14 protein-coding genes are annotated in these 13,835 nt (G+C 53.5%); 10 read left to right on the top strand and 4 right to left on the bottom strand.

Annotation, left to right across the window (positions count from 1 at the left end; all coding sequences use genetic code 11):
• Positions 1-63: 63 nt before the first annotated feature.
• The 3 genes from ydgH to folM all read left to right on the top strand — a co-directional run bounded on the left by ydgH (position 64) and on the right by folM (position 3,338).
• On the top strand, positions 64-1,008 hold the full coding sequence (gene ydgH / locus FZF21_RS09660; RefSeq protein WP_000769339.1) for a DUF1471 family protein YdgH: 945 nt from the start codon (positions 64-66) through the stop codon (positions 1,006-1,008).
• Positions 1,009-1,193: 185 nt separating this feature from the next.
• Positions 1,194-2,576 (top strand): amino acid permease, encoded by a 1,383-nt coding sequence (locus tag FZF21_RS09655; protein ID WP_003857548.1) that lies wholly within the window; start codon positions 1,194-1,196, stop codon positions 2,574-2,576.
• Between the two features lie 39 nt (positions 2,577-2,615).
• Positions 2,616-3,338 (top strand): dihydromonapterin reductase, encoded by a 723-nt coding sequence (gene folM, locus FZF21_RS09650; protein WP_003857550.1) that lies wholly within the window; start codon positions 2,616-2,618, stop codon positions 3,336-3,338.
• Here folM and FZF21_RS09645 read toward each other — a convergent pair.
• On the bottom strand, positions 3,335-3,670 hold the full coding sequence (locus FZF21_RS09645; protein WP_015570648.1) for a GlpM family protein: 336 nt from the start codon (positions 3,668-3,670) through the stop codon (positions 3,335-3,337). The genes folM and FZF21_RS09645 overlap by 4 nt on opposite strands.
• Positions 3,671-3,797: 127 nt before the next feature.
• On the opposite strand from FZF21_RS09645, the gene rstA reads away from it, so the two are divergent.
• The 3 genes from rstA (at position 3,798) to FZF21_RS09630 (ending at position 5,930) form a co-directional block, all read left to right on the top strand.
• Positions 3,798-4,514: a two-component system response regulator RstA gene (gene rstA, locus FZF21_RS09640; RefSeq protein ID WP_015570649.1), complete on the top strand. Its 717-nt coding sequence runs from the start codon at positions 3,798-3,800 to the stop codon at positions 4,512-4,514.
• 390 nt (positions 4,515-4,904) lie between these two features.
• Positions 4,905-5,324, top strand: coding sequence for an anti-adapter protein IraM (gene iraM / locus FZF21_RS09635; protein WP_015570651.1), 420 nt, complete (start codon positions 4,905-4,907; stop codon positions 5,322-5,324).
• A gap of 387 nt (positions 5,325-5,711) precedes the next feature.
• Positions 5,712-5,930: a cold shock domain-containing protein gene (locus tag FZF21_RS09630; protein ID WP_017384577.1), complete on the top strand. Its 219-nt coding sequence runs from the start codon at positions 5,712-5,714 to the stop codon at positions 5,928-5,930.
• Positions 5,931-6,091: 161 nt separating this feature from the next.
• On the opposite strand, the gene FZF21_RS22195 is transcribed toward FZF21_RS09630, so the two are convergent.
• Positions 6,092-6,256 carry a YnfU family zinc-binding protein gene (locus FZF21_RS22195; RefSeq protein ID WP_213083756.1) on the bottom strand — a complete coding sequence of 55 codons (165 nt, stop codon included), beginning with the start codon at positions 6,254-6,256 and terminating at the stop codon, positions 6,092-6,094.
• 151 nt (positions 6,257-6,407) lie between these two features.
• Here FZF21_RS22195 and FZF21_RS09625 point away from each other — a divergent pair, with 151 nt between their 5' ends.
• The 3 genes from FZF21_RS09625 to tus all read left to right on the top strand — a co-directional run bounded on the left by FZF21_RS09625 (position 6,408) and on the right by tus (position 9,219).
• Entirely contained in the window at positions 6,408-6,635 is a 228-nt protein-coding gene (locus FZF21_RS09625) for a hypothetical protein (protein ID WP_017384578.1), read from the top strand.
• Positions 6,636-6,916: 281 nt separating this feature from the next.
• Positions 6,917-8,215, top strand: a complete 1,299-nt coding sequence (rstB, locus tag FZF21_RS09620; protein WP_023296465.1) for a two-component system sensor histidine kinase RstB — start codon at positions 6,917-6,919, stop codon at positions 8,213-8,215.
• 74 nt (positions 8,216-8,289) lie between these two features.
• Positions 8,290-9,219, top strand: coding sequence for a DNA replication terminus site-binding protein (gene tus, locus FZF21_RS09615; protein ID WP_023296464.1), 930 nt, complete (start codon positions 8,290-8,292; stop codon positions 9,217-9,219).
• Here tus and fumC read toward each other — a convergent pair whose 3' ends face one another.
• On the bottom strand, positions 9,220-10,614 hold the full coding sequence (gene fumC, locus FZF21_RS09610) for a class II fumarate hydratase (RefSeq protein ID WP_017693543.1): 1,395 nt from the start codon (positions 10,612-10,614) through the stop codon (positions 9,220-9,222).
• 182 nt (positions 10,615-10,796) lie between these two features.
• Positions 10,797-12,443 carry a class I fumarate hydratase FumA gene (fumA, locus tag FZF21_RS09605; RefSeq protein WP_015570656.1) on the bottom strand — a complete coding sequence of 549 codons (1,647 nt, stop codon included), beginning with the start codon at positions 12,441-12,443 and terminating at the stop codon, positions 10,797-10,799.
• A 199-nt stretch (positions 12,444-12,642) separates the two neighbouring features.
• Here fumA and manA point away from each other — a divergent pair, with 199 nt between their 5' ends.
• A complete protein-coding gene (gene manA, locus FZF21_RS09600; protein ID WP_045340338.1) occupies positions 12,643-13,818 on the top strand; it encodes a mannose-6-phosphate isomerase in 1,176 nt (391 codons plus the stop codon).
• Positions 13,819-13,835: the final 17 nt, after the last annotated feature.

Here is a 13,835-nt window from a genome sequence, read left to right as displayed (position 1 = left end):
GGGACCGTCTCAAATTAACAACAACACCAGTACATGGTTTGCGCAAGGCGAAGGATTATTTTTATGAAGCTTAAGAACACACTCCTGGCGTCCGCACTTCTTTCCGCGACCGCCCTGTCTGCGAATGCCGCGACAGAGTTGACGCCGGAGCAAGCGGCAGCGTTAAAACCTTTTGACCATACGGTCATTGTGGGTCGCTATAACTCTATTGGCGATGCCGTCGCCGCCGCATCAAAAGCCGCCGATAAAAACGGCGCTGCCTCTTTTTACGTTGTTGACCAGTCCGATCAGGGCAACAGCGGCAACCAGCGCGTGACGATTGCGCTGTACAAAGAGAATGCCCCAAAAGCAGATGAACAGAAAAACCGCGTGATTAACGGCATTGTTGAACTGCCGAAAGATCAGGCTGTTCAGCTGGAACCGTATGACACCGTGACCGTTCAGGGCTTCTACCGCAGCCAGCCTGAAGTTAACGATGCCATCACCAAAGCCGCGAGAGAAAAAGGCGCTTACGCGTTCTATATCGTGCGTCAGGTTGATGCCAACCAGGGCGGAAACCAGCGCATCACCGCCTTCATCTATAAGCAAGATGCGAAAAAACGCGTAGTACAAAGCCCGGATGCCATTCCAGCGGATTCAGATGCGGGACGTGCCGCGTTAGCGAAAGGCGGTGAAGAAGCGAAGAAAGTGGAAATTCCGGGCGTTGCAACCTCGGCGGCACCAAGCGCTGAAGTGGGTCGTTTCTTTGAAACCCAATCCACCAAAGGCGGTCGTTATACCGTTACGTTACCAGACGGCACGAAAATTGAAGAGCTGAACAAAGCCACTGCCGCGCAGATGGTGCCGTTCGACAGCATCAAGTTTACGGGCAACTATGGCAACATGACGGAAATCTCCTATCAGGTGGCGAAGCGTGCTGCGAAGAAAGGCGCGAAGTATTACCACATCACCCGCCAGTGGCAGGAACGTGGTAACAACCTGACCATCAGCGCCGATCTGTACAAGTAACAAAACGGTTTCATAAAGGCGGCGCAGTGCCGCCTTTTTTGTTACTTTTTTTCTGATTTCTGCCACACGTCATTGCATGCACCCTTCACACTCCGTAAAATCCCGCGCCTTAGCGTGATCCACCATTTTTATGCGCCTTAGCGAAATAATTATTCTGGATTTGGACTTTTCATAACAGGAAGCCAATGGAAAAGAAACTTGGCCTGAGTGCTTTAACTGCACTTGTATTGAGCTCAATGCTGGGCGCGGGCGTATTCAGTTTGCCGCAGAACATGGCGGCCGTCGCCAGCCCGGCCGCATTACTGATTGGCTGGGGCATTACCGGTGTCGGGATTTTGCTGCTGGCGTTCGCCATGCTGCTGCTGACCCGTATCCGACCGGATCTGGACGGCGGAATATTCACTTACGCCCGGGAAGGTTTCGGCGAGCTGATCGGCTTCTGCTCCGCCTGGGGTTACTGGCTGTGCGCGGTGATCGCCAACGTCTCCTATCTGGTTATCGTCTTCTCGGCGCTCAGCTTCTTTACCGACACGCCCGAACTGCGCCTGTTTGGCGACGGCAATACCTGGCAGTCCATCGTCGGCGCCTCGGTCCTGCTGTGGATAGTTCACTGGCTGATTTTGCGTGGCGTCCAGACCGCAGCCAGCATTAACCTGGTGGCGACGCTGGCCAAGCTGGTGCCGCTTGGCCTGTTCGTCGTGCTGGCCTTCCTCGCCTTCCGTCTCGATGTCTTTACGCTCGATTTCAGCGGCATTGCGCTGGGCGTCCCCGTCTGGGAACAGGTGAAAAATACCATGCTGATCACCCTGTGGGTGTTCATCGGCGTTGAAGGTGCCGTCGTGGTCTCTGCCCGCGCGCGTAACAAGCGCGATGTGGGACGCGCCACGCTGCTGGCCGTACTGGCGGCGCTGGGCGTTTATCTGCTGGTGACGCTGCTGTCGCTCGGCGTGGTAGCTCGCCCTGAACTTGCGGAAATGCGTAACCCGTCCATGGCCGGGCTGATGGTGAAAATGTTGGGTCCCTGGGGGGACGTGATTATCGCGGCGGGTCTGATTGTTTCCGTTTGCGGCGCCTATCTGAGCTGGACCATTATGGCAGCGGAAGTCCCGTTCCTGGCCGCCACGCACAAAGCGTTCCCGCGCCTGTTTGCCCGTCAGAACAAAAACAGTGCGCCATCGGCCTCTCTGTGGCTCACCAACATCAGCGTGCAGGTCTGTCTGGTGCTGATCTGGCTCACAGGATCGGACTATAACACGCTGCTGACCATCGCCTCCGAGATGATTCTGGTACCCTATTTCTTAGTGGGCGCATATCTGTTAAAAATTGCGACCCGCCCGGCACACTATGCGGTAGGCGTCGGCGCCTGTATTTACGGTCTATGGTTGTTGTATGCTTCCGGACCGATGCATCTGCTGCTGTCCGTGGTGCTCTACGCGCCGGGCCTGCTGGTGTTTATTTACGCTCGCCGTACACATCAGCTTGATAATGCCCTTAAGCGCCGCGAAATGGCATTGATAGGTTTGCTGTTAGTCGCTGCCGTACCGGCAACGTGGATGTTAATGGGATAGCGCCGCCTGTCCCATTGTTGAACTGAAAAGGAGATTACGATGGGACACACGCAGCAACGCCCAATATTGATCACTGGCGCAGGCCGTCGCATTGGCCTCGCCCTCGCCCATCACTTTCTCAATCTTCGCCATCCGGTTATCGTCAGTTACCGCACGGAATATCCCTCCATTGAAGGGCTACGAAATGCCGGAGCAGTCTGCATTCAGGCGGATTTCTCCACAGATGAAGGTATTCTCGCCTTCGCGGACAAAGTGAAGTCGACCACCCACGGACTGCGGGCGGTTATTCACAACGCCAGTACCTGGCTTCCCGAAAAAGCAGGACATTCACTCAGCGAAACGCTCGCCTGCATGATGCAGATCCACGTTAATGCGCCTTATCTGCTCAACCATGCCCTACAGGATTTGCTGCGCGGACACGGCCATGCCGCAGGCGACATTATCCATTTCACCGATTACGTGGTGGAGCGAGGAAGCGACAAACACATCGCCTATGCGGCCAGCAAAGCCGCGCTGGATAATATGACCCGCTCTTTCGCACGCAAGCTGGCGCCCGAGGTAAAGGTCAACGCGATTGCTCCGGCGATGATTTTATTTAACGAAGGCGATGATGCCGAGTATCGTCAGCAGGCGCTCAACAAGTCGTTAATGAAAATTGCGCCCGGCGAGAAAGAGGTGATCGACCTGATCGATTATCTGCTGACCAGCTGTTACGTCACGGGCCGAACGTTTGCCGTGGACGGTGGCCGCCCCCTGCGCTAGTGAAAGCGGCTCCAGAAGAAGATGAGCACCCAGGCGCTGAGGCTCCAGCAGACCACCGCCCCGCCCAGCGCCATGGGCAGACGCAGAAAACCGGTGAAGTACCACAGCGACAGCAGGTAGATAAAATACGGGATGATCGACCACATCCCGAACACAATGGTGGCGCGCAGCGCCTCAATACCCCGCTCAGAGGCCACAATATAGTGCGCGATTAACGCAAAGGTGGGAAACAGCGGGATCAGCCCGGCAATATAGTAGTTCTTCGTTTTAGCCAGCACCCCAATCAGCAGCACGACCAGCGCACCTAGCGCGGCTTTTATCACCAGCCCCATTCTTTTCCCTTAACAATCAAATAACATTCCCGTGCAGGATAACGGAACTCCGGCTAATTTTGAAAGATTAATGGAAGGTTAAGGTTGAGCGGTGTATGTTGACGTTTTTCGCGATGACAGACGTTGTATGAATAAGATTGTTTATGTTGAAGATGAACCCGAGGTGGGGCAATTAATCGCCGCTTATCTGGGTAAACATGATATGGAAGTGGTTGTCGAGCCTCGTGGCGATCGCGCTGAAGACGTCGTCAACCGCGAAAATCCGGATCTGGTGTTGCTGGACATCATGCTGCCCGGGAAAGATGGTATGACGCTCTGCCGGGATCTGCGCGCGAAATGGGACGGCCCGATCGTGCTGCTGACCTCTCTCGACAGCGATATGAATCATATTCTGTCGCTTGAGATGGGCGCAAACGACTACATCCTGAAAACCACGCCGCCGGCGGTTCTGCTAGCCCGTTTACGCCTCCATCTGCGTCAGCGTGCCAGCGCTGAGCGTGAAGCGCCTGCGCCCTCCTTAACACCGCATAAAGCGATGCGTTTCGGCACACTTTCTATCGACCCGGTCAACCGACAGGTTATGCTTTCCGGGGAGCTGATTGCGCTCTCAACCGCAGATTTTGACCTGCTGTGGGAGCTGGCAACCCATGCCGGACAAATTATGGACCGGGATGCATTGCTGAAAAATCTGCGCGGCGTAAGTTACGACGGAATGGATCGTAGCGTTGATGTGGCGATTTCACGACTGCGTAAAAAACTGTTGGATAACGCCACGGAACCTTACCGCATCAAAACCGTACGCAACAAGGGCTATCTGTTTGCACCGCACGCCTGGGAAACCTGAAAAAGGAGCAAACAGGAATATTCGAAAAATAACTGACGATGCATCGGAATTGTTATCGATGTTCGTCGAAAGTTATCGATTATATGCATCGTCAGTTATGACATATCCCTTGGTCTGATTCCTCTCTCCAGTTCTATTTCGATGTGCATTTTTCGCGTAAACAAAAGTAGCGCTAATGTATTTGATTGCTATAGTACAATATATATTCAGCAGAGCAGGCACCATCATCGATCAAAAATCCGTCACTTAAATGCACATTAGGCTAAAAATGATCTTTACAATTGACTTAATCATTATCTTATCCTTATGAAAACAAAGGGGATAATGGCGAACATATAAATAATATCGATCTTTTTCAATAGCTTACGTGTTTGCAGAAATCTAATTCTCATGCTAAACCTTATACTCTCTCAATTATTTAATGAAAGAGGTATAGCAATGTCATGGAGAGTCATTAGCTCGGTAATTTGTCCTAACACGGGAATCGTTTATTCAAGCATCTTGGGACTCAAGTTCTTGAAACTCATCATTTGGTATGAAAGCGATGTCTATTTGTACCCCGGTGACAGGATATATCCGACAAAAAATGGCGTCTTCATAAATGGTGTTTTCAAGCCTATATCGATATACAACATATCACCTTACAACGAAATGTTGTGGAGTGAAATTAAAAACAAGATGGCCTGCCCATACAATCGAAACCAGCACGAGGAGATATGCACTTACGCGGTGCATTGCAACGCGCGGAAATGCCCGCATGGGTTTGCCACCAACCCACTGATTGTCAGCACAGGTAAATCCAGACATTAGCGAAAATCGGAAATATTTAGATCAAGATAATTAATATTTCTGCTGCACCGCCTTTGTCCGGATAAATCTCCGTGACTACAGCCCAAATGCTCCTGTGGGGACATTTGGGCTGTAGTCACGCCTGGCAACTCTGGCTTCTTGTACCAAATTAATTTTTATTGTGCAATTTTAAGCAAGCCATCCGGAAGGCTAAAATAAAAATTGCTAATTAACCCTGCCCGTGCATTAATGGTCTCGTTAGTCCGATCCAATAATAGTTGGACAAGTTGCATGACAATTCTCATAACCAGGCGCTATCGCTGATATCCCCTCCTTTTGAGTCCACACCTTAGCATTATATGTTTATTAGCTTTTATATCACTTCGGAAATGTTCAAATGGAGTCTTTATGTCATCAAAAATTTTAGGTCTGGTTAAGTGGTTTAAGGAAGATAAAGGCTTTGGTTTTATCTCCCCTGTGGATGGCAGCAAAGATGTTTTCGTGCATTTCTCTGCCCTTCAGGGAGAGAACTTCAAAACACTTTTTGAAGGTCAGAAAGTCGAATTTATCATCGTAAGCGGCGATAAAGGCCCTGCTGCTGCGAATGTAACGCTTTGCGATAAATAATATCAGCACACAGCCGCGTTGACGATGATGTTGCTTCTGGCTCGTGGACTGCACAAGCAGTCTACAATCCGATGCTAACTGCTTGTAAATCAGTAAAGTGTTATTGAGGTCAGGCGGCCGCGAAAAACATCGTCTCTTCCACTTCTTGTATGAGTATTTCTTCAGAGACGCTGAGAGGATTTAAACAAAGCGCTACAGTAGGGACAGACAAGCTGGGCCCCCTTTTGTATGCGAGTGAAACTGTGCTCTGACTCTTTAGCGCAGTTTGGACATGAACATTTGACTAAATAATTGCGACGAAGTTGCGAGTTTTTACGTCCCGACATAGGCTGCTCCTGAATGAAAAGGATTGCCACCATACACGTTAAGGCAGGATATTGCTTGCTTTTATTTCCCAAAGAGAGCAAAAAATGGAAAGGAGCCACGCTTCTGGAACATACTTACCTTACACAATCACAAAGAGATATAGAGTGATATATGAAAAAGGTGATCATTTTTTTTAATGCCAACCCCAGCAAAGTCATTATCGTGCTTAAGGGCATAACGTCTGTACGCCAGACATATCCGGATGGTGAAGAAATTAATCTTCAGATCATGACTGCAAGCTTTCCGTCGTTGACGGGAGATCATAATTCTATCTATGTTGCTTCAGACAGGGAACTTACCTCTCAGGAAATATCTGATGCTGCCAAACAATATTTATAATATTTTCTGTCACTAGTCCGGTTAACAACACAGCATTTATTTCACTCAGAATGAGAAAAATTACAATCCATCATTATTAATGCCTGCAAAATGCAGGCTTTTTTACGACATTGCCCTTTAAATTTAACTATTCCGCATAATCGTGCTGCTCACTTTGCTCCCTCTGTTTCAGAAGAAAGTGTATCATCAACCTTCTTCGTTCCTGTGGTGATATGGATGTCCACGCAGGGCTGACGAAGTAAAGCCGGGTTCTTAATTGATTGATTTAGCGGTGCTATCCAATGAAAAAGCTGTTTGTGCAGTTTTATCTCCTGCTGTTTGTCTGCTTTCTGGTGATGACCATGCTGGTCGGGCTGGTCTACAAATTCACCGCAGAGCGCGCGGGCAGGCAATCCCTGGACGATCTGATGAAAAGCTCGCTCTATCTGATGCGTAGCGAGCTGCGAGAAATTCCTCCTCATGACTGGGCGCGCACGTTAAAAGAGCTGGATCTGAATCTGTCGTTTGATTTGCGTATCGAACCCATGAAGGATTTTGACTTAGCGCCGCCTGCGATGCAGCGTCTGCGCGACGGAGACATCGTCGCACTGGACGAGAAATATACCTTCATTCAGCGTATTCCGCGCAGCCATTATGTTCTGGCCGTCGGGCCAGTGCCCTATCTCTATTACCTGCACCAGATGCGCCTGCTGGATCTCGCTCTGCTGGGCTTTATTGCCATTTCGCTCGCTTTACCTGTGTTCATCTGGATGCGACCGCACTGGCAGGACATGCTGAAACTGGAATCCGCCGCACAGCGTTTTGGAGAGGGTCATTTAACTGAACGCATACATTTCGACAGCGGTTCCAGTTTTGACCGGCTCGGTATTGCCTTCAACCAGATGGCCGATAACATCAACGCCCTGATTGCCAGCAAGAAGCAGCTGATCGACGGCATTGCGCATGAACTGCGCACTCCGCTGGTACGCCTGCGTTATCGCCTGGAGATGAGCGAGAACCTCACCGGGGCGGAATCGCAGGCGCTCAATCGGGATATTGGCCAGCTTGAAGCGCTGATTGAAGAGCTGCTGACCTATGCCCGCCTCGATCGGCCTCAGACGGAGTTGCACCTCAGTTCACCGGATCTCCCCGTCTGGCTACAGACGCATATTAACGATGTGCAGAGCGTTAACCCTCAGCGAAAACTGCTGACAGCCATTACCCCCGGCGCGTACGGCGCACTGGACATGCGCCTGATGGAACGCGTGCTGGATAATCTGATGAACAACGCCATGCGCTACAGCGAAACGACGCTGCGCATAGGTTTAGATTTGCAGGGAAGCCAGGCGATTCTGTGTGTGGAAGACGATGGCCCCGGCATTGAGCCGGCGGAGCGTGAAAAAGTTTTTGAGCCGTTTGTGCGCCTCGATCCCAGCCGCGACCGGGCTACCGGCGGCTGTGGTCTGGGGCTGGCTATTGTCCGTTCTATTGCCCAGGCGATGGGCGGTTCGGTTCGCTGCGAAGCGAGCGAGCTGGGTGGAGCCCGGTTCGTCTTTAGCTGGCCGATCTATCACAATCTTCCCCTTCCCGTACCTGCCTGACCTAAACCGCACGCTGGCCTGACCCGGCGTGTTATGCTATATCAGTAGTATGTTGTAACTAATTAAGGGCTGCCATGGCAACTTACGATCTCATCGAAAGGCTTAACACCACATTTCGGGAAATAGAGCAGGCGTTACTGACCCTCACGGGGCAACTTCAGGACTGCCGCCTGCTGGCCGCCCGCGTCTTTTCCCTGCCCGAGGTGGCGAAAGGCGCGGAGCACGACCCGCTGAACACCATTGAGGTGACGCAGCATATTGGCAAGGCGGCGCTGGAAATGACGTTGCAGCACTTTCGTCGCCTTTTCATCCAGCAGCAGTCCGAAAATCGCAGCAGTAAGGCCGCCGTTCGCCTGCCCGGCGTCATCTGCCTGCAAACGGATGCCGCAACGCGTGAAGGAATTGAGGCGCAGATTACGCATATCAATACGCTGAAAGCCGCGTTTGAGAAGATTGTAACCGTTGAGTCCGGGCTGGCGCCGGCTGCCCGTTTTGAATGGGTGCATCGCCAGCTTCCGGGGCTGATCACCCTGAATGCTTACCGCACGCTGACGGTACTGCGCCACCCCGCCACGCTGCGCTTCGGCTGGGCCAACAAGCACATCATTAAAAATTTCACGCGCGATGAGATCCTGGCTCAGCTGGAGAAAAGCCTGAAATCGCCGCGAACGGTCGCCCCGTGGTCGCGGGAACAGTGGATTGAACGGCTGGAGCAGGAGTACCACAGCATTGCCTCCCTGCCAGCTGATACCCGTCTTAAAATAAAGCGTCCGGTGAAGGTACAGCCTATCGCCCGCGTCTGGTACGCCGGACAACAAAAGCAGGTGCAATACGCCTGCCCGACGCCGCTGATTGCGCTCTACGATGCCGATCAGGGTGCGGTGGTGCCGGATATCGGGGAACTGCTGAATTACGATGCTGAAAACGTTCAGCATCGCTATAAACCCCAGGCGCAGCCGCTACAGCTGATTATTCCGCGGCTGCACCTGTATGTGGCGCAGTGATTATCTGAGGCTGCCCACCATCGCTTCCGGGCGGACCCAGGCATCAAACTCGGCGTCCGTCAGGTAGCCCAGCGCCAGCGCAGAGGCTTTCAGGGTAAGCCCCTCTTTGTGCGCTTTTTTAGCGATTTCGGCCGCTTTGTCATAACCAATATGGGTGTTCAGCGCCGTTACCAGCATCAGAGACTCATTCAGCAGCTGGCTGATTCGCTCGCGATTAGGCTCAATGCCCACCGCGCAGTGCTCGTTAAAGCTCTCCATGCCATCGGCCAGCAGACGAATCGATTGCAGTACGTTGTGGATCACCATCGGACGATAGACGTTAAGCTCGAAGTTACCCGACGCGCCGCCCATGTTAACCGCCACGTCATTACCCATCACCTGACAGCACAGCATGGTCATGGCTTCGCACTGGGTCGGGTTCACTTTACCCGGCATAATGGAGCTGCCCGGCTCGTTTTCCGGAATGCTGATTTCGCCGATGCCGCAGCGCGGGCCGGAGGCCAGCCAGCGCACGTCGTTGGCAATTTTCATCAGCGAGGCCGCCAGCCCTTTCAGCGCGCCATGGGTATGCACCAGCGCATCACAGGTCGCCAGCGCTTCGAATTTATTCGGAGCGGTAACAAACGGCTGCCCGGTGATCTTCGCCAGCTCTTCGGCCACGCGCACCGCGTACTCGGGATGGGTGTTTAAGCCAGTGCCCACCGCCGTCCCGCCGAGCGCCAGCTCCGCCAGATGCGGCAGGCTGTTGTCGATATGCTTAAGATTGTGCTCCAGCATTGCCACCCAGCCGGAGATCTCCTGACCAAGCGTCAGCGGCGTGGCGTCCTGAAGGTGCGTACGACCAATTTTAACGATGTCGCGGAAGGCCTGCGCTTTCTCGTTAAGCGTAGATTTAAGCACGTTGAGCTGCGGGATAAGCTGCTCGCGGATTGCGATGACGGCCGCCACGTGCATGGCCGTCGGGAACACGTCGTTGGAACTCTGGCTTTTGTTCACGTCATCGTTCGGGTGGACCTTGCGCTCCATGCCGCGCACGCCGCCAAGCAGCTCGCTTGCGCGGTTCGCCAGCACCTCGTTCATGTTCATGTTGCTCTGGGTGCCTGAGCCGGTCTGCCAGATGGCAAGGGGGAATTCGTCGGGATGTTTGCCCGCCAGCACTTCGTCGGCGGCATTGATGATGGCGGTGGCTTTATCGGCATCCAGCAGGCCCAGATCCTGATTGACTTTGGCGGCAGCGCGTTTGGTCAACGCCAGCGCCTGGATTAGCGAGACGGGCATTTTCTCTGTCGAAATGCGGAAATGCTCCAGCGAACGCTGGGTTTGTGCGCCCCATAGCTTGTCGGCCGGGACGTCGATGGCGCCCATGGAGTCTTTCTCGCGGCGATGCATTGTCATTACTTACTCCTTGATAACAAAGATGGGATTGCTCACATGCTTAAGAGATAAGTATTGATGACTTCTGAGAAACGTTATGGCGCTTTGTGCGCTCTTTTTGATGTCGGGTGGCGGCTGCGCCTTACCCGACCTACGAGAATGCAGGCCGGGTAAGCGTCAGCGCCACCCGGCAATTTACAGAATTACTTCACACACGCCGAACACTGGGAAGACTGGATCTGTTTGAAGAAGTCGTTACCTTTGTCATCCACGAGGATGAACGCCGGGAAGTCTTCCACTTCAATTTTCCAGATCGCTTCCATACCCAGTTCCGGGTACTCCACGCACTCCAGGCTCTTGATACTGCCCTGCGCCAGCACCGCTGCCGGGCCGCCTATGCTGCCGAGGTAGAAGCCGCCGTGCTTGTGGCACGCGTCCGTCACCTGCTGGCTGCGGTTGCCTTTCGCCAGCATGATCATGCTGCCGCCGTTGGCCTGCAACTGGTCGACGTAGGAGTCCATACGGCCCGCCGTGGTTGGGCCTAACGAGCCGGAAGCATATCCATCAGGCGTTTTTGCCGGGCCTGCGTAGTAGATCGGGTGATCTTTAATGTACTGCGGCAGCCCTTCGCCGTTGTCCAGGCGCTCTTTCAGCTTCGCATGGGCGATGTCGCGGCCCACGATAATCGTCCCGTTCAGGGAAAGGCGCGTTGAAACCGGATACTGCGAAAGCTGCGCGAGGATCTCTTTCATCGGACGATTCAGGTCCACGCGAACCGCTTCCCCCTCGCCCGCTTTACGCAGTTCTTCAGGAATATATTTGCCCGGGTTGTTCTCCAGCTTCTCGATCCAGATGCCGTCGCGGTTGATCTTCGCCTTGATGTTGCGATCCGCCGAGCATGAGACGCCCATGCCCACCGGACAGGAAGCACCGTGGCGTGGCAGGCGGATCACGCGAATGTCATGCGCGAAGTATTTGCCGCCAAACTGCGCGCCCAGGCCCAGATTCTGCGCTTCGGCCAGCAGTTCCTGCTCAAGCTGCACGTCCCGGAACGCCTGACCATGTTCGTTACCTTCCGTTGGCAGGCCATCGTAGTATTTGGTTGAGGCCAGCTTAACGGTTTTCAGGGTGCTTTCGGCAGACGTACCGCCAATCACAAACGCGATATGGTACGGCGGGCAGGCCGCGGTGCCGAGGGTGCGCATCTTCTCGACCAGATAATTCTTCAGCTTGCCCGGGGTAAGCAGCGCTTTGGTTTCCTGGTAAAGATAGGTTTTGTTGGCTGAACCGCCACCTTTGGCGATGCAGAGGAATTTGTACTCGTCACCGTCGACGCTGTAGAGGTCAATCTGCGCAGGCAGGTTGGTGCCGGTGTTCACCTCTTTGTACATATCCAGCGCCGCGTTTTGCGAATAGCGCAGGTTGTCTTCGGTGTAGGTATTGTAAACGCCGCGCGCCAGCGCCGCTTCGTCACCGCCGCCGGTCCAGACGCGCTGGCCTTTTTTACCGGTGATAATCGCCGTGCCGGTGTCCTGGCAGGTCGGCAGAATGCCTTTCGCCGCGATATCAGAGTTACGCAGGAATTGCAGGGCAACGTACTTATCGTTCTCACTGGCTTCCGGGTCGCTCAGGATATCAGCAACCTGCTGCTGATGCGCCGGACGGAGCATAAAGGAAGCATCATGGAAGGCTTGCTGCGCCAGCAACGTCAGCGCCTGCGGGTCAACTTTGAGGATTTCCTGCCCTTCAAACTCAGAGACAGAAACGTAATCGCGGGTTAACAGGTAATACTCGGTCTGATCCTGACTGAGGGGGAAAGGATCCTGATAATGGAAGGGTTTATTCGACATTGTTCTCTCACTTACTGCTTCGGTCTGTTTATTCAGGGCAGATGTTCCGCTGCCCGGCTTAAAAGCGAGTCAGCTTATCCTACACAATTTTTTAACAAAAACTGAGACTAGTACGACTTTTTACATCCGCAGGTTACTTCCATTCGGTTTATTGCTTTAATACGCGGAGTTAATTCCACATATGAATCAGGGCTTGATAATGCAAAAACTCATCAACTCAGTGCAAAACTACGCCTGGGGAAGTAAAACTGCGTTAACGGATCTCTACGGTATCGCCAACCCGGACAACCTGCCGATGGCAGAGCTGTGGATGGGCGCGCATCCGAAGAGCAGCTCAAAAATTGAAGATGCCAGCGGCCAGGTTCGCAGCCTGCGTGACGTCATCGACGCCGACAAAGCCGCACTGCTCGGCGATAAAGTGGCGAATCGTTTTGGTGAGCTGCCGTTTCTGTTCAAGGTATTGTGCGCCGACCAGCCGCTCTCCATTCAGGTTCACCCGAACAAAAAAGCCTCTGAGCTGGGCTTTGCCAAAGAAAATGCCGCCGGTATTCCGTTAGACGCCGCAGAGCGTAACTACAAAGATCCTAACCACAAGCCGGAACTGGTTTTCGCCCTTACCCCTTTCCTGGCGATGAATGCCTTCCGCGAGTTTTCCGAGATCATCTCCCTGCTGCAACCGGTCGCCGGGGCTCACAACGCGATCGCCCATTTCCTGGAAAACCCGAACGCAGAAGCCTTGAGCGAGCTGTTTGCCAGCCTGCTGAATATGCAGGGCGAGGAAAAATCCCACGCGCTGGCGGTGCTGAAAGCCGCGCTGAACAGCCAGCAGGGTGAGCCATGGGACACCATTCGCGTAATTTCCGCGTTTTATCCGGACGACAGCGGCCTCTTCTCTCCGCTGCTGCTGAACGTGGTGAAGCTCAACCCGGGCGAAGCGATGTTCCTGTTCGCTGAAACCCCGCACGCCTACCTGAATGGCGTGGCGCTGGAGGTGATGGCTAACTCCGATAACGTACTGCGCGCGGGCCTGACGCCAAAATATATCGACATCCCTGAGCTGGTTGCCAACGTGAAGTTCGTGGCGAAACCTGCTGCGGAGCTGCTTACGCAGCCGGTGAAAAACGGCGCAGAGCTGGACTTCCCGATTCCGGTTGACGATTTTGCCTTCTCGCTGCATGACCTCAGCGCAGACGAAACCGCCATTGCACAGGAGAGCGCCGCGATCCTGTTCTGTGTGGAAGGCGAAGCGACGTTGCATAAAGATAGCGAGCGTCTGGTGCTCAAACCGGGTGAATCCGCCTTTGTCGCGGCCAACGAGTCGCCTGTCCGGGTGAGCGGCAACGGTCGCCTGGCGCGTGTTTTTAATAAGCTTTAGGGACTTACTGAATTTTT

The sequence above is a fragment of the Enterobacter sp. LU1 genome, assembly GCF_008271405.2.
GTDB lineage: Bacteria > Pseudomonadota > Gammaproteobacteria > Enterobacterales > Enterobacteriaceae > Enterobacter > Enterobacter hormaechei_C.
The sequence above is the reverse complement of the archived record's forward strand: the minus strand, read 5'-3'. Positions and strand labels throughout refer to the sequence as shown.